This is a genomic window from Fontibacterium abundans (SeqCode), from assembly GCF_965235095.1.
GTDB lineage: Bacteria > Pseudomonadota > Alphaproteobacteria > Pelagibacterales > Pelagibacteraceae > Fontibacterium > Fontibacterium abundans.
In genome coordinates this window covers 730,950-753,577 of the sequence record NZ_OZ249405.1, presented here as the reverse complement: position 1 = coordinate 753,577, position 22,628 = coordinate 730,950, and the positions used below count along the sequence as shown (strand labels likewise).

Sequence of the window (22,628 nt, the reverse complement as noted above, 5' to 3'; positions counted from 1 at the left end):
TTAATCAATTAATATCTACAAATCACAGAGATACATCTTCCATAATCTGATTCATTGTTATGCACAGATCTTCTATAACTAAAAAAGTTTTTATAATCGCCATAAGTATCCTTATTAATATGATCAATATTTCTTTTTGGGATTCCAAGTCTCAAAAATTTGTTATTTACAAACAGTCTTAGATTAAAGTAAATTTTTTTATCCATATTTCTAAAATATTTTTTATAATCGTAATTATTAATTTTAATCTTTTTTATAAAGTCTGCTTTAACTTCGTAATTTTTTTGAGCTATACAAGGTCCGATTGCTACAATTAGGTTTGATATTTTTGATCTTTTTTGTTTAAATTTTTTTATTAGATTTTCAATAATTCCAGAATTTGCGCCTTTCCATCCAGAATGAATAGCTGCTATTGTTTTATTTTCTTTATCAGCAACTAATATTGGTACGCAGTCGGCGGTTAAAATTCCAAAAGAAAATTTTCGAGATGAAGTAATAATTCCATCGGCCTTGTATCTTTTTTTTACTAAAAAATTATCAAAGTTAATTATTTTATTACTGTGATATTGCTTTAACATAATTAGCTTATTTAATTTGTAGCCTGTTTTTTTTGCAATAATTTCAATATTCTTTTTAACTGTTTGTTTTTTATCGTTAGATCCCAACCCGCAATTTAAGCTTTTGTAAATTCCTTTAGATAAACCGTTTTTTCTTGAAAAAAAAAAACTCTTTAAGCCAGTTATTTTGTTAATCTTTTTTGAATAAAAAATCATTAAATAAATCCAAGATTAAATTTGCAATTTTTATTGGAAAAAGCCAATGCATGAAAAGCATTCCCCATTTCTTTTGGATTTATTAGTTTATTGATACTTAGAATTAAATTTCTACTACTTAAAGCATCTTGCTTTTTGATTATTTGATCTGCTCTTTCCATAATCCCTAATTTTTGTAAAAAAAAATTTTGGGATACAATTCCAATATTTTGGATATTATTTTTTTTAAAAATATTTTTTAAAATATTGAAATTAATATCAAAAGTAATATCGCAATCAGTATATTCTTTTAATAGATCAACAGTTTTATGTTTTCTTATTGCTTTAATGGTATTTTTCCCCAGAACGCTTGAGTAGCCGTAATCAAACATTAGAAAGATACCATTATTTTTTTTTATAATCTTAGATATTGAATTAATATATGCTTCAATATTGATTGGGTATTCTAGAATTCTACTTTTTTTAATATTGTAAAAGTTCGAATACTTTTTTAGAGAATTATTATTAATTTTATTTTTGTAATAAGTAATATTTTTTTTATAATTATTATCAAAAGTAACGCATTGTTCATGCCAACTATTTTTTTCTTTGAAAAATTGTTTTATAGGAAATGCATCAAAAAATTCATTTGCTATAATTATTGTTGGATCTTGATTGATCTTATTAATATTTTTTACCCAAATAATATTATTAAAATCATTTAAATTATTTTTTTGAATTTTTATTAATTTTTTGCTTTTTTCATGCAAATAAACAGTAAATTTTCCATTGAAAGTTTTAATTTTTTTTATTGAATTTATTATTTGTTTGATCATCAGCCCATTCCCAGGCCCTAATTCTAATATGTTAATTTTTTTTGGTTTTTTTATATATAGCCAATAGGATACAATCCATATCGATACCATTTCTGAAAAAATACTAGATATGTGAGGAGATGTTATAAAATCTCCATTTCGACCAAATATTTTTTTATTTTGATAGTAACCCAATTCCTTGTCGTATAAGGCAATATTAATAAATTGATTTAACGGAATAAATTTTTTTTTATTAATTAATTTTTCTATACGATTCATCTTTAATTATTTTAAATGCAATTATTCCAAAGATTAAAAAACATAGACTTATACACATTCCTAAAGATAGATTAAAAATTATATAGCCTATATGTTTGTCCGGCTCTCTAAACATTTCTGCAATAATTCTAAATACAGAATAAAAAATTAAAAAATAACAAGATAACTCCCCATTAAATAATTTTTTTTTATATTTTAAAATAATATTTAATAACAAGAACAATATTAAACCCTCAAGAATAGCTTCGTATAGTTGTGATGGGTGTCTTGGTTCCATGTCTATTTTTGGAAATATAACTCCATAAGTAGAAAAAGTTTTTTTTCCATACAATTCTCCATTTATAAAATTAGCTATTCTTCCTAGAAATATACCAATGGAAGCAACACAAACAATTATATCAGTTAAGACGAGTGTTTTAATTTTATTCTTTTTTGCAAAAATTATTGAAGCAATAAAAACACCTATAGTACCGCCATGAAAAGACATGCCTCCTTGCCATAAAAATAATATTTCAACAGGATTATGAGAGTAATAATTAAAATTATAAAATAAAATATACCCAATTCTGCCTCCAAAAATAATTCCTAGAATTAAATAAATTAAAAAATTATCAAGATTTTGAATATTAATTCTTTCTTTATCCCAGTATTTTTTTATTAAAAATTTTGCGTAGTAAAAACCAAAGAATATGCCGGCAATGTAAGCCAAAGAGTACCATCGAATTTCTAGAAAACCAAAATTTATAATTACGGGATTTAGATTGTGAATAAACATTTAAATAGTCTCAGAATTATTTATAACTATATTATTAATAAGAATATATGAATAATTATAAAAAAGTTATCAATGATTTTTTAAATTTATTTCAATTAGGGATTTTAACAGCAAAAGACATTAAGCAAGAAATAAGTAACATTATTCAGTTTAAAAAGGAAAAAATCATGAATCATTTCAATAATTATACTCAGGAAGATTTAAAGGAATTAAAGAAGAAAATAAATAAACTGAATTTAGAAATAGAAAGTTTAAAAAAATTAGTTAGGAAAAGATAAAGAAACTCTTAATCCTTTACCTTTTGGATTGTTTAATAGTTTTACATTACCACCGTGAGAATTAACAATATCCTCTACAATTGAAAGACCCAATCCAACATTGCTATCTTTAAGACTTCTTGATTTATCCACTCTATAAAATGGTCTAAATACCTTTTCTTTGTGTTCATCTGCAATTCCGGGGCCATCATCATCAATATCAATTTTAATAATTTTTTTCATTTTTTTACAAGTAATCAAAATATTCTCAGAATATTTTTGAGAATTATTTATAATATTAGCAATACATCTTCTAATTAGATTTTTTCTTCCAGAAAATATTAAATTTTTAGGGCTCTTTATTTTAATATTTTTTTTAAAACTTTTATCAATTAAATTTTGGATTAATTGAACAATATTAAATTTTTCTACAGGTTGAGAATATTGATTGCTCGCAAAATCAAGATATTCATTAATCATTTTCTCCATTTCATTAATTTCTTCCTTTAAAGAATTTAATTTTTGATTTTTATTTAAAAGTTCGATTTGTAATTTTAATCTGGTTAGAGGTGTTTTTAGATCGTGACTAATGCCAGACAACATAGCTGTTCTTTGACTAATATGTTTTAGAATTCTTCTTTTCATTCTTTCAAATTCATAAGAAGCTTTTCTAATTTCAAGAGCTCCCGATACTTTAAAATCACTATCAAATTGCCCTTTACCAAATCTTTCCGCCGCTTGAGAAAGAAGAACGATAGGTCTTATTTGATTACGAAGAAAAATTATTGAAACAAAAAGAAATATTAATGAAGGCACAGTAATCCAAAGTGCAAATATTCTTCCTGATGTAGATCTTATTTTTGATTTAGGTACTAAAAATTCAACAACTTCATTCTTATTTAACAGTACTAATACTTGAACAAACGAACTATTAAATCTGACATTGTGCCAGTATGGATTTTTTATTTTATCAGTAAATTCTTCAAGGACAATTTTGTCATATAAACTGTACCATCTTACTGTTTCTGTAGACGGAAGTTCTTGAGTTTCTTTTTTGATTGAAATTATTATGCCACTTTTATCTTTGTAAATATTAATTAATCCATTAGCTTTGTTTTTTTGTTTAAATTCAGGGTAAAGGGCTAAGAATGTATTTATTTCATTTGCTGCAGATCTAACCAAACCCCTATTTGTTTTATACCAAATACTATCAAAAAAAACGCCTCCAACGACAATTTGAATAAGAATTATCGGAGCTATTACAATTAATACTGATCTAAAAAGTAAAGTTCTAGGAAATATTTTTTTTAGCATTTCAATCCAGCCACAAAACATAGCCGGTACCACGGACTGTTTGTAGATACTTTGGATTTTTTGGATCCGGTTCAATTTTTTGTCGAAGTCTTGTAACCAAAACATCTATACTTCTTTCTTGTGTTAAGTTTGTGATTTTTGATATTTCTTCTCTAGAAAATATTTTTCCTGCAGAACTAATCATGTTTTCTAATAGAATTTTTTCACTAGCATTAATTTTTATTGTTTTTTTGTCTTTATGGATTTCCATTTTTTTAATATTTACATTAGCTTTTCCTATTTTAATTGCAGTTATTATATGGTCATCTTTTTTAATTCTTTTAATTACATTTTTAATTCTTAACAAAAGTTCTTTTGGTTCAAAAGGTTTTGGTAAATAATCTTCTGCACCTAATTCTAATCCTCTTACTCTATCTTCGGCTTCGCCTTTCGCTGTAAGCAGAATTATGGGTAAATCAATTTTGTCTCTAATTTCCTTTGTAAGTTGCAACCCGTCTTTGCCAGGCATCATTATATCAATAATTGCTAGGTCAAATTTGACAATTTTTAATTTTTCTTCTGCATCGGATGCATTGATCGCTGTGGATACAAAAAAATTATTATTTTTTAAATATTGTTTTAACAGATCTCTTATCTTGTCATCATCATCAACAATCAAAATATGTATTTTTGAATTATCCATGAATTATTTTTTTCATTATTGATTTAAAATTTAAAACTTCATCTGAGCTTGAATTCTCAAGTGCATTAATTATTCTTTTTTTTTGTTTGTTAAATATTTCATCGCACAGTTTTATGCCTTTTTCAGTTAGAACTAACTCTCGTTGTCTGCCGTCTCTTGTTCCTTTTTTTTGGGATATAATATTTTTTTTTATTAGATCTTGCAGAACTCTACTTAAACTTTGTTTAGTGATTTTTAATTTTCTTAATATATCGGCAATACTAATGTTAGGATTTCCTTCTATAATGCAAAGCAGCCTATGATGGGCTCTACCAAAAGAATTTTTTTTTAGTACTTCATGGGGATCTGAATATGAATCTATATACGCCTGAAAAATAAGTTCTATAATTTCTTTTAAACTTTTTTCTCTTAAATATAAAAGGTCTTTCATTTTAAAATTATATTGTATGTCAGTTTTATTGACATATCTACTTTACTTATTTACCAATATAATTTTAATTATTTAATACTTTAAACTTTAATGGATCCAATCCCTTTTGATAAAAGATCAGGAAAAATTTGGTACAACGGGAAACTAGTTGATTGGAAAGAAGCTAATTTACATATTCTTAGCCACGGACTTCATTATGCTAGCTGTGTCTTTGAGGGCGAGCGTGTTTATAATGGAGAAATTTTTAAATTAAGAGAACATACAAATAGATTGATTCATTCGGCAGAGAGAATGGGTATGAAGATTCCTTATTCTGCAGAAGAAATAGATAATGCATGTAAAGAAATAATTTCCGTTCAAAATGTTAAGAGCGGTTATGTGAGACCAGTTGTTTGGAGAGGAAGCGAAATGATGGCTATATCTGCACAAAAAAGCCAGATTCATTTGGCTATAGCAACATGGGAGTGGGGCTCTTATTTTGATCCACAAATTAAAATTAAAGGTATTAGACTTGGTATTTCTAAATGGAAAAAACCAGCACCAGATTCTATTCCTTGGGACACAAAAGCTTCCGGTTTGTACATGATATCAACTTTATCCAAACATGAAGCTGAGCAAAATGGTTATCATGATGCTTTAATGATGGATTATCAAGGCAATGTAGCAGAAGCCACAGGAGCAAATATTTTTTTTATAAATACAAAGAATAATGAAATTCATACTCCAATAGCAGATTCTTTTTTAGATGGAATTACTAGAAGATCAATTATAGGGATTGCAAAACAACTTCAGATTAAAGTTTTAGAAAGAAAAATAAAACTTGATGAACTCAATAAATTCGATGGTTGTTTTTTAACTGGTACTGCAGCCGAGGTGACGCCTGTATCTCAAATTGGAGATGTTAAATTTACCGTGGGCGATATGATTAAAAAGTTAGATGATGATTATTCAAAATTAGTAAATAAAAGTTAATTAATAATAATTAATCTATTAGATCTATTCCTTTTCTTAAGTAAGCGTATCCTGTCCAAAGTGTTAGTATTGCAGACATCCACAGCAAATATGTTCCTAATTGAATTCCATAATTAAATAAAAATTGATCCCCAGTGCTTCCGGCTAATAAAATAGAAATAGCAATCATTTGTATTACAGTTTTTCCTTTTGATAAATTTGTCACAGGAATATAAATTTGTGCTTTAGCTAAAAACTCTCTTAATCCTGAAATTAAAATTTCTCTGGTTATTATTATAATTGCCGCAACTACATGCGGTCCTTTAATGGTTTGACTCATTATTAAAAGCGCAAGCGCTGTTGAAACTAAAACTTTATCTGCGATTGGGTCTAGTAATTCACCAAATTTTGACTGTTGTTTATATAATCTTGCAAAAAATCCATCGAGATAATCTGTGAAAGCAGCTATCACAAATATTGCACAGGCTAACCAATCACTTAACTCTCCAGGAAAGTAGAAAACAACTATCAATATCGGGGCAATAAGAATTCTTCCGATAGTTAAAATATTGGGAATTTTCATTTTTTAGATATTAAACTATTTTTATTAAAAAAATTATAGATTTTATTTGCAACTAAATCACTTATTCCATCTATTTTTTTTATATCCTCTATACTTGCATTCTCTATTAATTTTACAGAACCAAAGTGATTTAAAAGTAATTTTTTTCTTCTTTTTCCTATTCCATCAATTGTATCAAGCTTAGATTGCGTAAAATTATTTTTCCTATTAATTCTATGTGAAAAGATAGCAAATCTATGAGCTTCATCACGCAATCTTTGTAGGAAAAATAGCAATACATTATTATTAATTTTGATTTTTTTATTATTGTAATAAAAAGTTTCATCACCTTGATTTCTTCTCTCGCCTTTTGCAATTGCTATCATGTTAAGACTAAAATACCCCAGCTCATCTAATATTTTTCTAGCTACATTGTAATGACCTTTGCCGCCATCGATTACAATTAAGTCCGCAGATTCATCTTCATTATTTGATTTGATTTTTGCAAATCTTCTAGAAAGAACTTCTTTTAACATTCCATAGTCATCTCCAGGATTAATATTTGTTTTCGATATATTAAATTTTCTATATTTTTTTTTAATAAATCCATTTTTTCCAAACACAACAAAGGCCCCAACGGCATTAAGTCCTTGAATATGACTATTATCGTAAACTTCAATTAGGCTTGGGTTAAAACCCAAATTAAATTCTTTATTTATTAATGATAAAAAATGATCATTATTTTCATTCTCTAATAGTTTTTTATCTAGAGCTAATTGTGCATTCTTAATGGCTAATCTTATAGAAAGCTCTTCATTATTATTTTTTGCAGTTTTTATATTAATTTTTTTATTATATTTTTTTTCTAAAGCAGTCTTGATTAGATCTAAATCTTTAATCTGTTTACTTAAAATAATTTCTTCTGGTGGTATTTTATTTTCATAAAATTGAATTAGAAAAGAATAAATAATATCGTCTATATTATCTTCTTTGTCATGTTTTGGGAAAAAAGCTTGATTACCCCAGTTTTGTTTTGATCTATAAAAAAATACTTCAATGCAAGTAATATTATTTTTTTGAAATGCAACAATCAAATCAGCGTTATTAAAATTATTTTTATTAACTTGTTGAGATGATTGAATTTGTGTTAATGCTTTTATCCTATCTCTTATTGTCGCTGCTTTTTCATAGTTAAATTTTTTACTTTCAATTTCCATTTCTTTAGAAAGTTTTTTTTGTATAAGTGCTGATTTGCCATTTAAAAAATTAATACTGTCTATAACAAGTTTATTATAATCTTTTTCGTTTATTTCATTTGTACATGGTGCGGAACATCTTTTAATTTGATGTAAAATACATGGTCTCTTTCTGCCGTTAAAAGTTGTATCGTCACATACTCTTAATAAGAACACTTTTTGTAAAGTTTTAATCGTCCAACTCGCTGCACCGGGAGATGCGAAAGGACCAAAAAAAATATCATTTTTATTTTGCTTACCTCTAAACTTAGTGAGTTGGGGAAATTTATGTGATTTGGTTAGCTGAATATAAGGAAAAGATTTGTCATCTTTTAACAATATATTATATCGGGGTTGATTTTTTTTTATTAAATTAGCCTCAAGTAGTAGTGCCTCGGCTTCATTTTGTGTTGAAATAAATTCTAGATTCTTTGTGCTAGAAATCATTCTTTCAGTTCGAATTGGTAAATAAGAAGTTGATATGTAACTATTTATTCTATTAGGTAAATTCTTTGCTTTTCCTACATAAATAATGGTGTTTTTATCATCTAGCATTTTATAAATACCAGGACCATTAGGTAAAAATTGTATTACATTTTTTATGATTTTTTTTCCTTGTTCAAAGTTTTTCATAATCATTTCTTATTTTGAAAAATTCTATTCCAACAGACTCAGTATTTTTAATTATATTTAGTTTTTCAATCTTTATTTTAATATTTAGGACGTTTTTGTTTTTAAAAATTTCATAAATAAAATCATTCGCAAAAGATTCTAAAAAATTATATTTTTTTTTTAAAAAAAAATTTATTTTGTTAATAATTTCTTCATAGTTAAGCACTGAATTAATATTGCCATCTATTACCTTTTTTTGTTTACTTAAAATTTCAACATTAAATCTTAATTTTTGTGGTTTAGTCTTTTCAAAAGAATGATAGCCAATAATTGCTTTACAGACATAATTTTTAATAAAAATTATCTCTTTAGACTTTAATTTTTTTTTATCTTCAAAAAGTTTTATAATATTGGTCTTATTCATTAGTCCCAATAATGTCTGGTGTTTTCCAATTAAGACTCTGTCCACTATCAACAGCAATGACTTGACCAGTAATTGTTTCGCTATTTGCTAAAAGATAAGCGGTTTTGCATATGTCTTCAATTTTGACACTTCTGCCAAGCAAAGTATTTTTTGATTGTTTATTAAAATGTTTTTCAGTCTGTCTTTTATTTTTAAGGACAGGACCAGGAGCTATTGCATTGACTCTAATTGTTGGTGCTAATTTCATAGCTGCAGTTTTTGTTATTGTGTGCAATCCTGTTTTACTAATAGTATATGAAAAAAAATATGGGGTTAGTTTAAATATTCGTTGATCAAGAATATTTATAATAGATTTGTTTTCAGATAGGTTTTTAATTTTAGAAAATTCTTTAATAAATATAGCGGGAGCTAAAAGATTAATTTTTATATGCTCATTCCAACTTTTTTCGTTAAAATTTAAAATATTATCATTATTAAAAATAGAGGCATTATTAATGATGCAGTTAATACTCCCTAAACTTTTATTTGAAGTGTCGATTATTTTTTTTATTGTTTTTGTATTTAAAAGATTGGCCTGAATACAAACGCATTTTACTCCGTATCTTTCTATTTCCTTTTTAAGAACGTTAGCTTGTTTTTTTGATTTATTAAAATGAATTGCTATATTCCAGCTCATTTTAGCAAAATATAAACATAGTTCCTTACCAATTCTCTGAGAGGCTCCTGTAATTAAAATATTTTTATTCATTTTATCTCTTTTTTTTTGCAATCATTCCGGCCTTACCTTGCGTTGATCTACCTATTAATTCTTTTTTTACATCATCGTTATAAACTTTAATTTTGGTGCTCATATTAATTTCTAATTCTCTTTCTTGAAGTTTTCTTATTTCATCTCTTATTTTTGCCGCTTGTTCAAATTCTAAGTTTTCGGCAGCTTTTTTCATTTCTTTTTCCAGCATTTTTAAATGTTTTTTAAGATTATCACCAATAGGGATGTCATTATCAAAAGTAACGTAATCTTTCTCAAAAACTCCCTCTAAAATGTCATTAATTTTGGATTTAATAGACTGAGCGGTTATTTTATTTTTTATATTATATTCAATTTGTTTGGTTCTTCTTCTATTAGTTTCATTGATAGCTTTTTTAATACTTTCTGTTTCCTTATCTGCGTACAAAATAACTCTGCCATCAACATTTCTAGCCGCTCTGCCGATTGTTTGTATTAAGGATCTTTCCGATCTTAAAAAACCTTCTTTATCAGCATCTAAAATTGTAACAAGAGCGCACTCGGGTATGTCCAATCCTTCTCTTAAAAGATTAATACCAATCAAAACATCGAATACACCAAGCCTTAAGTCTCTTATAATTTCTATTCTTTCGAGCGTATCAATATCGGAATGCATATAACGAACTTTAATTCCGTTCTCGTCGAGATATTCGGTCAAATCTTCAGCCATTTTTTTTGTAAGTGTAGTAACCAATATTCTTTGATTATTTTTAGAAACGGTAATGCATTCATTCAACAAATCATCTACTTGATTTTTTGCAGGCCTGATAAAAATTGGAGGGTCTATAAGTCCAGTTGGCCTTATAATTTGCTCTGCAAAAACTCCTTTGCTTTGTTTTAATTCCCATTCACTTGGTGTTGCAGAAACAAAAACTGTTTGAGGCCTCATCATATCCCATTCTTCAAATTTTAATGGTCTGTTGTCCATACAAGAAGGAAGTCTAAAGCCGTAATCAGATAAAGTTTTTTTTCTAGTATAATCTCCTTTATACATTCCGTTTAATTGAGGAATAGTAACGTGGCTTTCATCAACAAATACTAAACAATTGTCAGGAAGATATTCAAATAATGTTGGAGGTGGTTCACCAGGATTTCTTCCAGATAAAAATCTTGAATAATTTTCTATGCCAGCGCAACTTCCTGTGGCTTCAATCATTTCGAGATCATATCTAGTTCTTTCTTCTAGTCTTTGCGCTTCTAAAAGTTTTTTTTCGTTTCTAAATTTTTCTAAAGTAAAAATTAATTCTTTTTTAATTTCTTTAATTGCTTTTTCTACTGTTGGTCTGGGAGTGATATAGTGACTATTTCCATATAATTTTATTAAATTAATTTCTTTATTGTCAGCTCCAGTTAGTGGATCAAAAGATTTTATCTGAGTTATTTTATTATCTTCAATTGTTATTCTCCATGCTTCATCTTCATAATGAGATGGAAAAACTTCTATATTTTCTCCTCTAACTCTAAAAGTTCCTCTATGAAAATTTTGATCATTTCTTTTGTATTGAAGCTCAACAAGTCCTTTAATAATTTTATCTCTTTCATAGCTATCGTTTTTTTTGAAAACTAAAGTCATTTTGCTGTAAGAGTCGACAGATCCTAATCCATAAATACAAGACACGCTTGAAACAATAATGACATCATCTCTTTCCAAGAGAGATCTGGTAGCCGAATGTCTCATTCTATCTATCTGTTCATTTATAGAAGCTTCCTTTTCTATATAAGTATCAGATCTTGGAACGTAAGCTTCTGGAGTGTAGTAATCATAATAAGACACAAAATATTCAACAGCGTTATTAGGAAAAAAATTTTTCATTTCACCATATAACTGGGCAGCCAAAGTTTTATTTGGAGCAAGAATTAAAGCTGGACGATTTAATTCTTCGATAATTTTGGCCATTGTAAATGTTTTTCCGGAGCCAGTTACGCCAAGTAAAACTTGATTTTTTTTATTGTTTAATATTTCTGTTTTTAAAAATGAAATAGCCTTAGGCTGATCACCCGCAGGAGTGTATTCAGTTATTAGTTGAAATTTTTTTCCACCTTCTAATTTTTTTGAAGAAAGTTCTTTCGTATTTGATTTTTCTAATATATTAGTTTCCGAAAGATTTTGCATATCCCAAAATATTATTAATTTAGATGTCTATACTATCAACTTCTTTATCGAGAATAAAAGAATCTCCAACAATTGCAATTACTCAGAAAGCTAGATTATTAAAAGAAAGTGGAAAAGAAGTAATAGCACTAGCTTCTGGAGAACCAGATTTTGACACCCCGGACAATATAAAAGCAGCAGCAATTAAAGCTATTAAAGAAGGTCAAACAAAATATACGGCCGTTGATGGAACTCCAGAGTTAAAAAAAGCAATTGTTAATAAATTTAAAAGAGAAAATAATTTAAGTTTTGATTTAGAGAATATTACAGTTGGAACAGGGGGTAAGCAGGTAATTTATAACTGCATTCTTGCAACTATTAATCCAGGAGATGAAGTTATTATTCCAGCACCATACTGGGTTTCGTATCCTGACATTGTTTTATTAGCCGGTGGAACTCCAAAATTTGTGGAGTGTGATGAACAAAGTGATTTTAAGATTTCTGCTGAGCAACTTGAAAAATTAATAACAAATAAGACAAAGTGGTTTATTTTAAATTCTCCAGCTAATCCTACTGGAATGTGTTACTCAAGATCAGAATTAACTGAATTAGTTAAGGTTTTAAAAAAACATAAACACGTTAACATTCTAACAGATGATATCTATGAACATATTATCTATCATGATGTCAAAAGTGTTAATGATTCAAAATTTGTGAACATTTTAGAAATAGACAATTCTCTAAAAGACAGAACTATAGTTATAAATGGAGTAAGCAAAGCTTATGCAATGACAGGGTGGAGAATTGGATATGCCGCTGGTCCAAAAGAATTAATAAAAGCAATACAAAAAATTCAATCTCAATCAACGACTAATCCATCTTCTATTAGTCAGGCAGCTGCAGTTGAGGCCCTTAATGGAGATCAAAGTTTTATTAACACCAGAGCTTTAGAGTTTAAAAAAAGAAGAGATTTTATTGTTCACGCTTTAAATAATATTAATGGATTAACCTGCGTTAACCCTCAAGGTGCATTTTACGTTTTTCCTAACTGTAAAAAAATAATGAATAAAAAAACATCTGGTGGAAAAATTATTAAAAATGATACAGATTTTGCAACATACTTATTAGAAGAAACGGGCGTTGCAATTGTTCAGGGTTCAGCATTTGGATTAGAAGGTTATTTTAGAATTTCTTATGCAGCATCCATGCAGATTTTAGAAAAAGCTGTAATAAAGATTAAAACTTTTTGTGAAAGTTTAAAGTAGTCTTAGTGATTAGATAGATATTTTTCAGATTCAAGAGCGGCCATACATCCCATTCCAGCAGCTGTAACAGCTTGTCGATATACTTTATCTTTCACATCTCCAGCAGCAAATACGCCGGGTATGTTAGTCTTTGTAGAGTCAGGCTGAGTTATTATATAGCCGCTACTATCCATATTAATTTGTTCTTTAAACAACGCTGTTGCTGGGTCATGTCCGATTGCAACAAAAAGACCATGAGTTTGTAGCTCTGTGACCGCATTTGTTTTGATATTTTTTAATTTAACAGCAGTTACTCCTTTAGGGTTTTCTGTTCCAATAATTTCTGAAACAACACTATCCCAAATCACATTAATTTTAGGATGAGAAAATAATTTCTTCTGTAATAATTTTTCTGCTCTTAATTCGCTTTTTCTATGAACAAGTGTTATTTTTTTTGCAAAATTTGTAAGAAATAAAGACTCTTCAACTGCAGAATTTCCACCACCTACAACAACAACATCTTTATTTTTATAAAAAAACCCATCACAAGTTGCACAAGCGGAAACACCAAATCCTTTATATTTTTCCTCAGATTCTAAATTTAACCATCTTGCCTGTGCACCAGTTGAAATAATAACACTTTCAGCAAAGTAATGAGTTCCAGAATCTCCAATTATTTCAAAAGGTTTTTTATTAAAATTAACTGTAGAAATATGATCTTCAATGAATTTTGTCCCAACCTTTAATGCCTGTTCTTTCATTTGTTCCATCAACCAAGGGCCTTGTACTACATCTGCAAATCCGGGAAAATTTTCAACATCATTAGTGATCGTTAATTGACCGCCTGGTTGCGAACCTGCAATTAGAACTGGCTCAAGCATTGCTCTTGCTGCATAAATTGCAGCTGTATATCCGGCAGGACCAGATCCAATAATAATTACTTTATTTATCTTATCGACATTCATTGTAGATTTTAATTTATAATACTTATAATTAATTATCATTTTAAACAATGAGATATTTTAAAGCATTATTATTAACAGAGGGCGCCCATGGTATGGTGAGCCAAGTAGAAGGTTTGGCAAAAGCTTTAAAGTTGGATTTTAATCATTGTTTTGTAAATTTAAAAAAACCTTGGAGATATTTTCCTATAAACTTAGTTCCTGTTAGCAAATCTGTTATTGATGGAAAAATTCCAGATCAAATAGAGAATCAAGTACTAATTTCATGCGGCAAAAATAGCATTATTTCTTCTTTGTTTTTAAAAAGAAATAATAAGAATTTATTCAATATTCATATTCAGAACCCTAAAGTTAATTTTTCAAATTTTGATTTAATTGTCGCACCTGAGCATGATCAAATAAAAGGAAGTAACGTATTAAGCACGTTTGGAGCCCTTCATTATATTACTAAACAAGAGATCGATAACAGTAGTAATTTTTTCTCAAAATATAATTTATCTGAAAAGGATAAGATTGTTTCTTTAATCTTGGGAGGACCCAATAGGTATTATGATTTTAACGAGATTGATCTTGGAAATATTTTTTTATCAATAAAAGATAATTTTTTAGACAAAGGTTTTAAATTAATTCTCGTTAGATCAAGAAGAACGCCAGATAATATTATTGATTTTGCTAAAAAGTTTTTTTTAAATTCAGCGGTTATTATTGATTTTGTGAGTAAAGATTTTTATTTATCAGCCCTTAAATTATCCAAGACAATTATTGTAACTTGCGATTCTACTTCAATGATTTCTGAGTGTGCGATCACACAAAAGCCAATATTCGTGGCTAAAATGAAGGCCAAGAGAAGAAATAATAGGTTTGAGTATTTTCTTAATAGTTTTAGAGAGAAGGGAATTATTAAATTTTTAGGAGAAAATATTGATAATTGGAGTTATCCTGAATTAGATGAGACAAAACGTATTGCGAGAATAATAAAAGAAAGGTTAAATTAATATTAATGAGTTTTTTAAAATCATTTCAAAATAAATCAGCTTATTCGAACTACCCATTTGATCATTGGGAGTTAAATGAACCATTAACTGATGAGCAAATAGCAGAAATTTGCGAAGCGAAGGTTCCGGAAATTAAAATTGATTTTGACGGCACTAGAGCGGTAGATGGTGGCGCAGGGATATATAGATCTGGAGATCCAACCGGTGGTAAAGCAGGAAAGATAAGAGAATTTGTTACAAAGGATAATTATAAAGACTATCCACATTTAAAAAAATTTATCGATGAATTATGTAAAATGGAAACAGCTCAATATGTTGGTTCAAAAATCAAAAAAGATTTAAGTAAAGCATATGTACGAGTTGAAATTATAGCTGATAGAGTTGGTTTTTGGCTTAAACCTCATTGTGACATTAAAGAAAAATTAATGTCATGTCTGTTATTTGCAAATCCAGACAATTATGAATCTGAAGAGTTGGGCACAGATTTCTATGATAAGAATTTAAAGTTAGTAAAAACTGTTCCTTATAAAAATAATTATGGATATGTTTTTACAAGCGGTCCTGATACTTGGCATGGATTAGAGAAAAAAGAGATCAAAAGAGACAGAAGATGTCTTCAAGTAAATTATGTAACTTTCAAAACTGATTGGAAAGTTAATTAATTTATATCCTGCAAAGCAAGAACTTCAAATTTAGAATTTTTTAAGGATTTAATTGCCTCAGTAATTGCATTGGCTCCAGCAATTGTTGTGTAGTAGGGAGTGCCGCTTGTAAGAGCCGCTCTTCGAAGAGAGAAGGAGTCTTTTATAGATTGTTTACCTTGAGATGTATTTATAACTAAAGCAATTTTCTTAGCGTTAAGAGAATCCTCAATATGAGGTTTTCCTTCCATAACTTTATTAATTTTTTTACATTCAACTCCTGATGAATTTAAAAAATCAGAAGTTCCAGAAGTTCCAATAATATCAAATCCTGCTTTTTTTAGTTCTTGCGCAACCTTAAGAATATGTTTTCTATCATCTTTTTTAACGGACAAGAAAGCAACGCCAGATTTTGGAATTTTATTACCAGTTGCAAATTGACTTTTTGCAAACGCAAGACCAAATGTTTTATCAATTCCCATAACTTCTCCTGTTGATTTCATCTCTGGTCCTAGCAAGGTATCCACATTTGGAAATTTGTTAAAAGGAAATACAGCTTCTTTAACTGAATATAATTTATGATTTTTTTTATTTAAATTTAGATCTTTTAATTTTAAACCTGTCATTACTTTTGTTGCAATTTTTGCAACAGGAACTCCAATAGATTTTGCTACAAAAGGAACGGTTCTGCTGGCTCTTGGATTCACTTCTAAGACATAAACTCGATCATCTTTTACAGCAAATTGAATATTTAAAAGTCCTAATACTTTTAAACCAAAGGCAATCTTCTTTGTTTGTTTTGATATTTCATCGATAATATTTTGTTTTAATGAATACGGAGGAATACAACATGCGGAATCTCCAGAGTGAATTCCTGCCTCTTCAATATGCTCCATTATCCCTGCAATAAAAACATCTTTGCCATCGCAAATAGCATCAACATCAACTTCAATCGCATCGTTAATAAATTTATCTATTAGAACAGGTTCTTTTCCTGAAACTTTAACCGCTTCTTTTATATATTTTTTGAGATGGTCTTCGTCGTAAACAATTTCCATGGCTCTACCGCCTAAAACATATGAAGGTCTAATTACTATTGGGAAATTTATTTTTTTTGCGATTTCAAGCGCTTCAGCTTCAGTTCTTGCAAGTCCACTTTCCGCCTGAAGCAAATCTTCTTTGATTACAAAGTTTTTAAATTTTTCTCTATCTTCAGCAAGATCAATGGACTCAAGTTGAGTACCTAATATTGGAATATTGTTTTCATGAATAAATTTTGCAAGCTTTAATGGAGTTTGTCCTCCAAACTGAACTATAACACCAAAAAGAGAACCATTGCTTTTTTCTTTATTAATAATTTCAATTACATGCTCCTCAGTCAAAGGCTCAAAATATAATCTATCACTTGTATCATAATCGGTTGAGACTGTTTCAGGATTACAGTTAATCATAATAGTTTCATAATTAACTTCTTTTAATGCGTAACTTGCCTGACAGCAGCAGTAATCAAATTCTACTCCTTGTCCTATTCTGTTTGGTCCGCTCCCAAGAATAATAACCTTTTTTTTATTTGTTGGTTCAGACTCGCAAGCACTTAGATCGCTGCTTCCATAAGTAGAGTACATATAGGGAGTTTTAGATTCAAACTCTCCGGCGCATGTATCAATTTTTTTATATATAGGATGAATTCTAAATTTATTCCTAGCAGACCTAACTTCATTACTTTTTATTTTTAAAATCTTTGCAATTTTTTTATCTGAAAAACCTATTGATTTAATATATTGGAGTTTTTCTTTATTATTTAAAACATCCTCATCTTTAATTTGATTTTCTATAACAACTAGTTCCTGTATCTGCTCTAAAAACCATTTGTCTATTTTTGTCATTTCATAAATTTCATCTAGTTTCAGATCTCTTCTAAAAGCCTCTGCTACATAAAGTATTTTTTGAGGAGTTCTTTCTATAAGTTTCTTCTTTAAATCTTGCATATTTGTTTCTTCGTTTAGATCAAAGCCATCAAGTCCAATTTCTAATGAACACAATGCTTTTTGAACGGATTCTTTAAAGTTTCCTCCGATAGACATTACTTCACCAACAGACTTCATTGCTGTTCCTAGTATTGCCTCAGTATTTTTGAATTTTTCAAATGCAAATCGTGGAATTTTAGTCACCACATAATCTATAGTTGGCTCGAATGAAGCAGGGGTTGTTCCTGTGATTTCATTCTTTAATTCATCCAAAGTGTAACCAACAGCAAGCTTTGCAGCTACCTTTGCTATTGGAAACCCAGTTGCTTTTGAAGCTAATGCAGAGGATCTAGAAACCCTTGGATTCATTTCAATAATAATCATTCTTCCATTTTTTGGGTTGATTGCGAATTGAACATTAGAACCTCCTGTCTCAACTCCAATTTTTCTAATACATTTAAAAGAAGCATCTCTCATGATTTGATATTCTTTGTCAGTCAAAGTTAATGCGGGGGCCACAGTAATAGAGTCGCCAGTATGAATTCCCATTGGGTCAACATTTTCAATGGAGCAAATAATTATACAGTTATCGTTTTTATCTCTAACCACTTCCATTTCAAATTCTTTCCATCCCAATAGAGATTCTTCTATTAAAACTTCTTTGGTTGGAGAAAGATCAAGACCATTTTCTATAATTTTTAAGTACTCTTCCTCGGTAAACGCAATTCCACCTCCGGACCCCCCAAGAGTAAATGAAGGTCTAATAATTGCTGGTAGCCCAATTGATTTTAAACTTTTCTTTGCATCTTCAATTGATCTACAAATTATAGATTTTGCGCACTCAAGACCAATGTTGGTCATATTTTTTTTAAATTTTTCTCTGTCTTCAGCGTTCTCTATGGCTTCAGAATTGGCGCCTATTAATTCAATATTATATTTTTCTAAAATTCCCTCTTTCTTAAGTGCCATAGCAGCATTAAGTGCAGTTTGACCCCCCATAGTAGGTAATATTGCATCAGGTTTTTCTTTCTTAATAATCTCTTCTATAATTTCAGTGGTGATGGGTTCAATATAAGTTTTATCAGCAACATCAGGGTCGGTCATAATAGTTGCTGGATTTGAATTGATTAGAATAATTCTATAACCATCAGATCTCAGTGCTTTACAAGCTTGCGTTCCCGAGTAATCAAATTCGCATGCTTGACCAATAATAATAGGTCCGGCTCCAATAACTAAAATTGATTTTATGTCTTTTCTTTTAGGCATTAATTTTATTTTTTTCTATTAAATTTATAAAATCTTTAAAAAGGTAATTGCTATCATGCGGACCCGGAGACGCTTCTGGATGATACTGTACAGAAAATGCCGGTTTAACTTTTGATTTTATACCTTCGATAGAAGTGTCAAAAAGGGACACATGAGTAACTTCAATGTCTTTAGGTAAACTATCTTTTGTAACTTCAAACCCATGATTTTGACTTGTAATTTCTACTTTATTATTAGTTAAATTTTTAACAGGATGGTTCGCACCTCTATGGCCCTGATGCATTCTTTTTGTTTTAGCACCAAGACTTAAAGCTAGTAATTGATGGCCCAAACATATTCCAAACACAGGAGTATTTGAGGATATTATTTCTTGAATTATTTTAATTGCATATTTTCCTGTAAGATCTGGATCTCCAGGTCCATTAGATAAAAAAACACCATCTGGTTTTAAAGCAAGTATATCTTTAGCAGCGGTTGTTGAGGGGACAACAGTTACTTTACATCCCAGTTCAGAGAAATTTCTTAAAATATTAGTTTTAATACCGTAATCAATTGCAACAATATTATATTTATTATTCTTTTGAACTTCATATCCTTTCGCATTCCATAATTTATTACCAATCCATCGATAAGATTTTTTGCAAGTAACCTCTCTAGTAAGATCTGAATTTTCTAAGCTAGGTAATTTTTTTGTAATCTCTAAAAGTTCCTTTACATTATGATTGCCATCTTCTCTGAAAGCTATCGTAGCTTTTTTTGGTCCAAACTTTCTTATTTTTAAAGTAAGTTTTCTAGTATCAATCCCATAAATTGCAGTAACGTTATTTTTTTTTAACCACTGATCTAAATTTTCTAAAGCCCTATAGTTAGACGAATGAGTTACTTCAGCGCTGAATATTGCACCTTTAACCCAAGTTTTATCTCCTTCTAAGTCTTCATTATTGGCTCCCACATTACCAATATGAGGAAAAGTAAAATTTATAATTTGTCCTGAGTAAGAAGGATCCGTTAGTATTTCTTGGTAACCGGTAATTGAAGTATTAAAACATATTTCACCAGAAGAAATTCCGTAAGCACCAATTCCAAATCCATGGAACTCTTCTCCATCTTCAAGAATTAAAATAGCATTAGAATTAATAGAATTTTTTATTTTGTATTTATTTTCTAAATTAGTTTCTTTAGACAAATACAACCCATGAGTTAAGAGCTTTTAAGTTATTTAAAAGTTGGCGAACATTATGAAAAAGTTAATCGCCAGTCAAGTTGGTAATATTTTCTTTTGAGCAATTGGATTATTTAGAGTAATTTAAAACTTATGAATTTATTAGATAAGGTAAATACTCAATTAAAAGAATCAGCACTTAAACAAGATAAAGACAAGGTTCTTACTTTAAGACTCATCGTTTCTGCAGTGAAAGATAAAGAAATTGAAAAGAGAGGAGCTGGAGTAAAAGATACTTCAATTAAAGATGAAGATGTAATTGCAGTTCTTAACAAAATGTTAAAACAAAGAAGAGAATCATTAGACATCTATAAAAAAGCTTCAAGAAATGATTTGGCAGAAAAAGAAGATAAAGAAATAAATATTATTCAAGAATTTCTTCCAAAACAACTAGATGATAGTGAAACTAAAAAAGTTTGCGAAAGCGCAATCAAAGATTCGGGGGCGACCTCAATTAAGGATATGGGAAAAGCAATGGCAATTTTAAAGTCCAAATATTCTGGCAGCATAGATTTTTCTAAAGCAGGAACATTATTAAAAGAACTATTAAGTAAATGAAATTTCCAAAAGAGTATTTAGAAGAGATTAAACAAAGAATAAAAGTTTCCGACATAGTAGGATCTTCAGTTCAATTAAAAAGAAGAGGAAGAGAATTTGTAGGCTTATCTCCATTTTCTAAAGAAAAATCGCCATCATTCACTATTAATGATGAAAAGGGATTTTATCATTGTTTTAGCTCAGGTGAGCATGGAAATATTTTTGATTTTTTAGTTAAGGTTGAAAAATTAAATTTTGGTGATGCGGTTAGAAAATTAGCAGCAAAAGCTGGTATGCCAGTATTTAAATTTACGAAAGAAAGTATTGAAGTAGAAAATAGAAGAAAAAAATATGACGAAATATTAACAATTGCTTTGCAGAATTATCAAAAAAACTTTTCCGAGAATGAAAGTGTTAAAAAATATGCTCTTGCTAGAGGTTTGACACAGGAAATTTTGTCCACATTTAAAGTAGGATATTCAGGAGAATATGGTTTGAATGTTTCATTATTTAGTAATTTTAATCAAAAAGAACTTATTGAGAGTGGAGTATTTTTTCATGATGAAAAAAATAATAAACTTATTGATCGGTTTAAAAATAGATTAATTTTTCCAATTTTTGACTACAACAATAATGTTATTGGATTTGGTGGAAGAGCACTAAGTCAGAATTACTTAGCAAAATATATTAACTCTCCAGAAACTGAATTTTTTAAAAAAGGTTATAATTTATATAATTTAAACAACGCTAAAACCGAAAATAAACAAAGTGGAATTGTTTTTGTTGTTGAGGGGTACATGGATGCGATTAGTCTCTATCAGGCTGGTTTTAAAAATGTAGTTGCAACACTTGGTACAGCAATGACTGAATCCCATTTAAATTTAATATGGCGCTATTTTAATGATCCCGTAGTTTGTTTTGATGGTGATAGGAGCGGACAAAATGCTGCTCATAAAATTTCGGAAAAGTTAATTGCTCATATGAAGCCAAATTATTCATTATCATTTTTGATTTTACCAAACGGTTTTGACCCAGATTCTTTTGTAAGAAAGAATGGAAGAAATAATTTTGAGAGTTTGTTAGATCAAAAAATTGATATTGGTAACTTTATTTTTGAAAATAATTTACAAGATTTGCAATCAGAGCAACCAGAAGAAAGAGCTGGCTTTGAAAAAAAATTAATGGATTTGTGTCTATTAATTCAAGATTCGACCGTAAAAAAACATTATATAAGTTTTTTTAAAAATAAAATTTTTGAGCAATTTTCAAATAGAAAAGCTAAAAGTCTTAAACCCTTAAATAAGACTAAAGAACTTACAAGAAAAATTACAAGATATTCATCTTTTGAATTAAAAGAATTTTCTTTGATGTATCTTTTTTTAAATAATGTTCAGATTTTAAAAAATCAATCTGCAAAACTCTCAATAATTAATTTTCATAATAAAAATTTAGAAGAATTAAAGAAAGTTTTAATAAATATTTTAGAAAAGATAGAAACATTTAAAGAATTTAATTTATTAAAGCATTTAGAAGAAAATAATTTTGGTCAAATTATTAAAGATATAAATGAATTTTCATCTATAAAAGGAATTTCAGAAAATTTAGATGAAGAAAAGTTTGATAACTTTTTACAAGATTTGATTGAACAAGTTAATAATTTGAAACTTGAGAGTAAATTAAAAGATGCAGAAGAATCATTATCTAAAAATATGAACGAGGCTCAGTATAACGAACTTTTATCCTTAAAAGACCAGATTGTAGCATCAAAAAAAGTCTAGTAATTTTCTATCCTAGTAAATATATATACTGCTCCAATAAACAGATATT

The 22,628-nt window shown here is 28.6% G+C and carries 21 protein-coding genes; 7 read left to right on the top strand and 14 right to left on the bottom strand.

Annotated elements, in window-relative coordinates:
- Positions 1-8: 8 nt before the first annotated feature.
- From pgeF to lgt, 3 genes are read right to left on the bottom strand one after another with little or no spacing between them, the layout of a single operon-like run.
- Positions 9-773 (bottom strand): peptidoglycan editing factor PgeF, encoded by a 765-nt coding sequence (gene pgeF / locus AC8GER_RS04165; protein ID WP_506597612.1) that lies wholly within the window; start codon positions 771-773, stop codon positions 9-11.
- A complete protein-coding gene (locus AC8GER_RS04160; protein WP_506597611.1) occupies positions 773-1,846 on the bottom strand; it encodes an SAM-dependent methyltransferase in 1,074 nt (357 codons plus the stop codon). The genes pgeF and AC8GER_RS04160 overlap by 1 nt, the downstream gene beginning before the upstream one ends.
- Positions 1,821-2,621, bottom strand: a complete 801-nt coding sequence (gene lgt, locus AC8GER_RS04155; RefSeq protein WP_506597610.1) for a prolipoprotein diacylglyceryl transferase — start codon at positions 2,619-2,621, stop codon at positions 1,821-1,823. The genes AC8GER_RS04160 and lgt overlap by 26 nt, the downstream gene beginning before the upstream one ends.
- A 47-nt stretch (positions 2,622-2,668) precedes the next feature.
- Between lgt and AC8GER_RS04150 the strand changes: the two genes are divergently transcribed.
- Complete coding sequence (locus tag AC8GER_RS04150) at positions 2,669-2,899, top strand: hypothetical protein (RefSeq protein WP_506597609.1); 231 nt, start codon at positions 2,669-2,671, stop codon at positions 2,897-2,899.
- On the opposite strand, the gene AC8GER_RS04145 is transcribed toward AC8GER_RS04150, so the two are convergent.
- Genes AC8GER_RS04145 through AC8GER_RS04135 form a run of 3 tightly spaced genes read right to left on the bottom strand, consistent with a single transcriptional unit; the run spans position 2,882 to position 5,304 of the window.
- On the bottom strand, positions 2,882-4,192 hold the full coding sequence (locus AC8GER_RS04145) for an ATP-binding protein (protein ID WP_506597608.1): 1,311 nt from the start codon (positions 4,190-4,192) through the stop codon (positions 2,882-2,884). The two genes, AC8GER_RS04150 and AC8GER_RS04145, sit on opposite strands and share 18 nt — an antisense overlap.
- A 1-nt stretch (position 4,193) precedes the next feature.
- A complete protein-coding gene (locus AC8GER_RS04140) occupies positions 4,194-4,874 on the bottom strand; it encodes a response regulator (protein ID WP_506597607.1) in 681 nt (226 codons plus the stop codon).
- Positions 4,867-5,304 carry a MarR family winged helix-turn-helix transcriptional regulator gene (locus AC8GER_RS04135; protein ID WP_506597606.1) on the bottom strand — a complete coding sequence of 146 codons (438 nt, stop codon included), beginning with the start codon at positions 5,302-5,304 and terminating at the stop codon, positions 4,867-4,869. Before AC8GER_RS04135 ends, AC8GER_RS04140 begins: the two co-directional genes overlap by 8 nt.
- A gap of 90 nt (positions 5,305-5,394) precedes the next feature.
- On the opposite strand from AC8GER_RS04135, the gene AC8GER_RS04130 reads away from it, so the two are divergent.
- Positions 5,395-6,276, top strand: a complete 882-nt coding sequence (locus tag AC8GER_RS04130; RefSeq protein WP_506597605.1) for a branched-chain amino acid aminotransferase — start codon at positions 5,395-5,397, stop codon at positions 6,274-6,276.
- A gap of 10 nt (positions 6,277-6,286) precedes the next feature.
- Here AC8GER_RS04130 and pgsA read toward each other — a convergent pair whose 3' ends face one another.
- From pgsA to uvrB, 5 genes are read right to left on the bottom strand one after another with little or no spacing between them, the layout of a single operon-like run.
- On the bottom strand, positions 6,287-6,838 hold the full coding sequence (gene pgsA / locus AC8GER_RS04125; protein ID WP_506597604.1) for a CDP-diacylglycerol--glycerol-3-phosphate 3-phosphatidyltransferase: 552 nt from the start codon (positions 6,836-6,838) through the stop codon (positions 6,287-6,289).
- Positions 6,835-8,685 (bottom strand): excinuclease ABC subunit UvrC, encoded by a 1,851-nt coding sequence (gene uvrC, locus AC8GER_RS04120; protein ID WP_506597603.1) that lies wholly within the window; start codon positions 8,683-8,685, stop codon positions 6,835-6,837. The genes pgsA and uvrC overlap by 4 nt, the downstream gene beginning before the upstream one ends.
- Positions 8,672-9,088: a dihydroneopterin aldolase gene (locus AC8GER_RS04115; RefSeq protein ID WP_506597602.1), complete on the bottom strand. Its 417-nt coding sequence runs from the start codon at positions 9,086-9,088 to the stop codon at positions 8,672-8,674. Before AC8GER_RS04115 ends, uvrC begins: the two co-directional genes overlap by 14 nt.
- Positions 9,081-9,857: an SDR family oxidoreductase gene (locus AC8GER_RS04110; protein WP_506597601.1), complete on the bottom strand. Its 777-nt coding sequence runs from the start codon at positions 9,855-9,857 to the stop codon at positions 9,081-9,083. The genes AC8GER_RS04115 and AC8GER_RS04110 overlap by 8 nt, the downstream gene beginning before the upstream one ends.
- The gene (gene uvrB / locus AC8GER_RS04105) at positions 9,838-11,988 is read right to left on the bottom strand and encodes an excinuclease ABC subunit UvrB (protein ID WP_506597600.1); all 2,151 of its coding nucleotides are present in this window, start codon (positions 11,986-11,988) and stop codon (positions 9,838-9,840) included. The genes AC8GER_RS04110 and uvrB overlap by 20 nt, the downstream gene beginning before the upstream one ends.
- A gap of 23 nt (positions 11,989-12,011) precedes the next feature.
- On the opposite strand from uvrB, the gene AC8GER_RS04100 reads away from it, so the two are divergent.
- Positions 12,012-13,232, top strand: a complete 1,221-nt coding sequence (locus AC8GER_RS04100) for a pyridoxal phosphate-dependent aminotransferase (RefSeq protein ID WP_506597599.1) — start codon at positions 12,012-12,014, stop codon at positions 13,230-13,232.
- Between the two features lie 2 nt (positions 13,233-13,234).
- On the opposite strand, the gene trxB is transcribed toward AC8GER_RS04100, so the two are convergent.
- A complete protein-coding gene (trxB, locus tag AC8GER_RS04095) occupies positions 13,235-14,215 on the bottom strand; it encodes a thioredoxin-disulfide reductase (protein ID WP_506597598.1) in 981 nt (326 codons plus the stop codon).
- Between the two features lie 8 nt (positions 14,216-14,223).
- Here trxB and AC8GER_RS04090 point away from each other — a divergent pair, with 8 nt between their 5' ends.
- Positions 14,224-15,168, top strand: a complete 945-nt coding sequence (locus AC8GER_RS04090) for a mitochondrial fission ELM1 family protein (protein WP_506597597.1) — start codon at positions 14,224-14,226, stop codon at positions 15,166-15,168.
- A gap of 5 nt (positions 15,169-15,173) precedes the next feature.
- Complete coding sequence (locus AC8GER_RS04085; RefSeq protein ID WP_506597596.1) at positions 15,174-15,830, top strand: hypothetical protein; 657 nt, start codon at positions 15,174-15,176, stop codon at positions 15,828-15,830.
- Here the strand turns inward: AC8GER_RS04085 and carB are convergent.
- Together carB and carA are read right to left on the bottom strand one after the other, a co-directional pair.
- Complete coding sequence (gene carB / locus AC8GER_RS04080) at positions 15,827-19,042, bottom strand: carbamoyl-phosphate synthase large subunit (protein ID WP_506597595.1); 3,216 nt, start codon at positions 19,040-19,042, stop codon at positions 15,827-15,829. The genes AC8GER_RS04085 and carB overlap by 4 nt on opposite strands.
- Positions 19,035-20,228 carry a glutamine-hydrolyzing carbamoyl-phosphate synthase small subunit gene (gene carA, locus AC8GER_RS04075; RefSeq protein ID WP_506597594.1) on the bottom strand — a complete coding sequence of 398 codons (1,194 nt, stop codon included), beginning with the start codon at positions 20,226-20,228 and terminating at the stop codon, positions 19,035-19,037. Before carA ends, carB begins: the two co-directional genes overlap by 8 nt.
- A 129-nt stretch (positions 20,229-20,357) precedes the next feature.
- Between carA and AC8GER_RS04070 the strand changes: the two genes are divergently transcribed.
- Both AC8GER_RS04070 and dnaG read left to right on the top strand, forming a co-directional pair.
- Positions 20,358-20,822 carry a GatB/YqeY domain-containing protein gene (locus AC8GER_RS04070; RefSeq protein ID WP_506597593.1) on the top strand — a complete coding sequence of 155 codons (465 nt, stop codon included), beginning with the start codon at positions 20,358-20,360 and terminating at the stop codon, positions 20,820-20,822.
- The gene (gene dnaG, locus AC8GER_RS04065) at positions 20,819-22,579 is read left to right on the top strand and encodes a DNA primase (protein WP_506597592.1); all 1,761 of its coding nucleotides are present in this window, start codon (positions 20,819-20,821) and stop codon (positions 22,577-22,579) included. The genes AC8GER_RS04070 and dnaG overlap by 4 nt, the downstream gene beginning before the upstream one ends.
- The last annotated feature ends 49 nt before the right edge of the window (positions 22,580-22,628 follow it).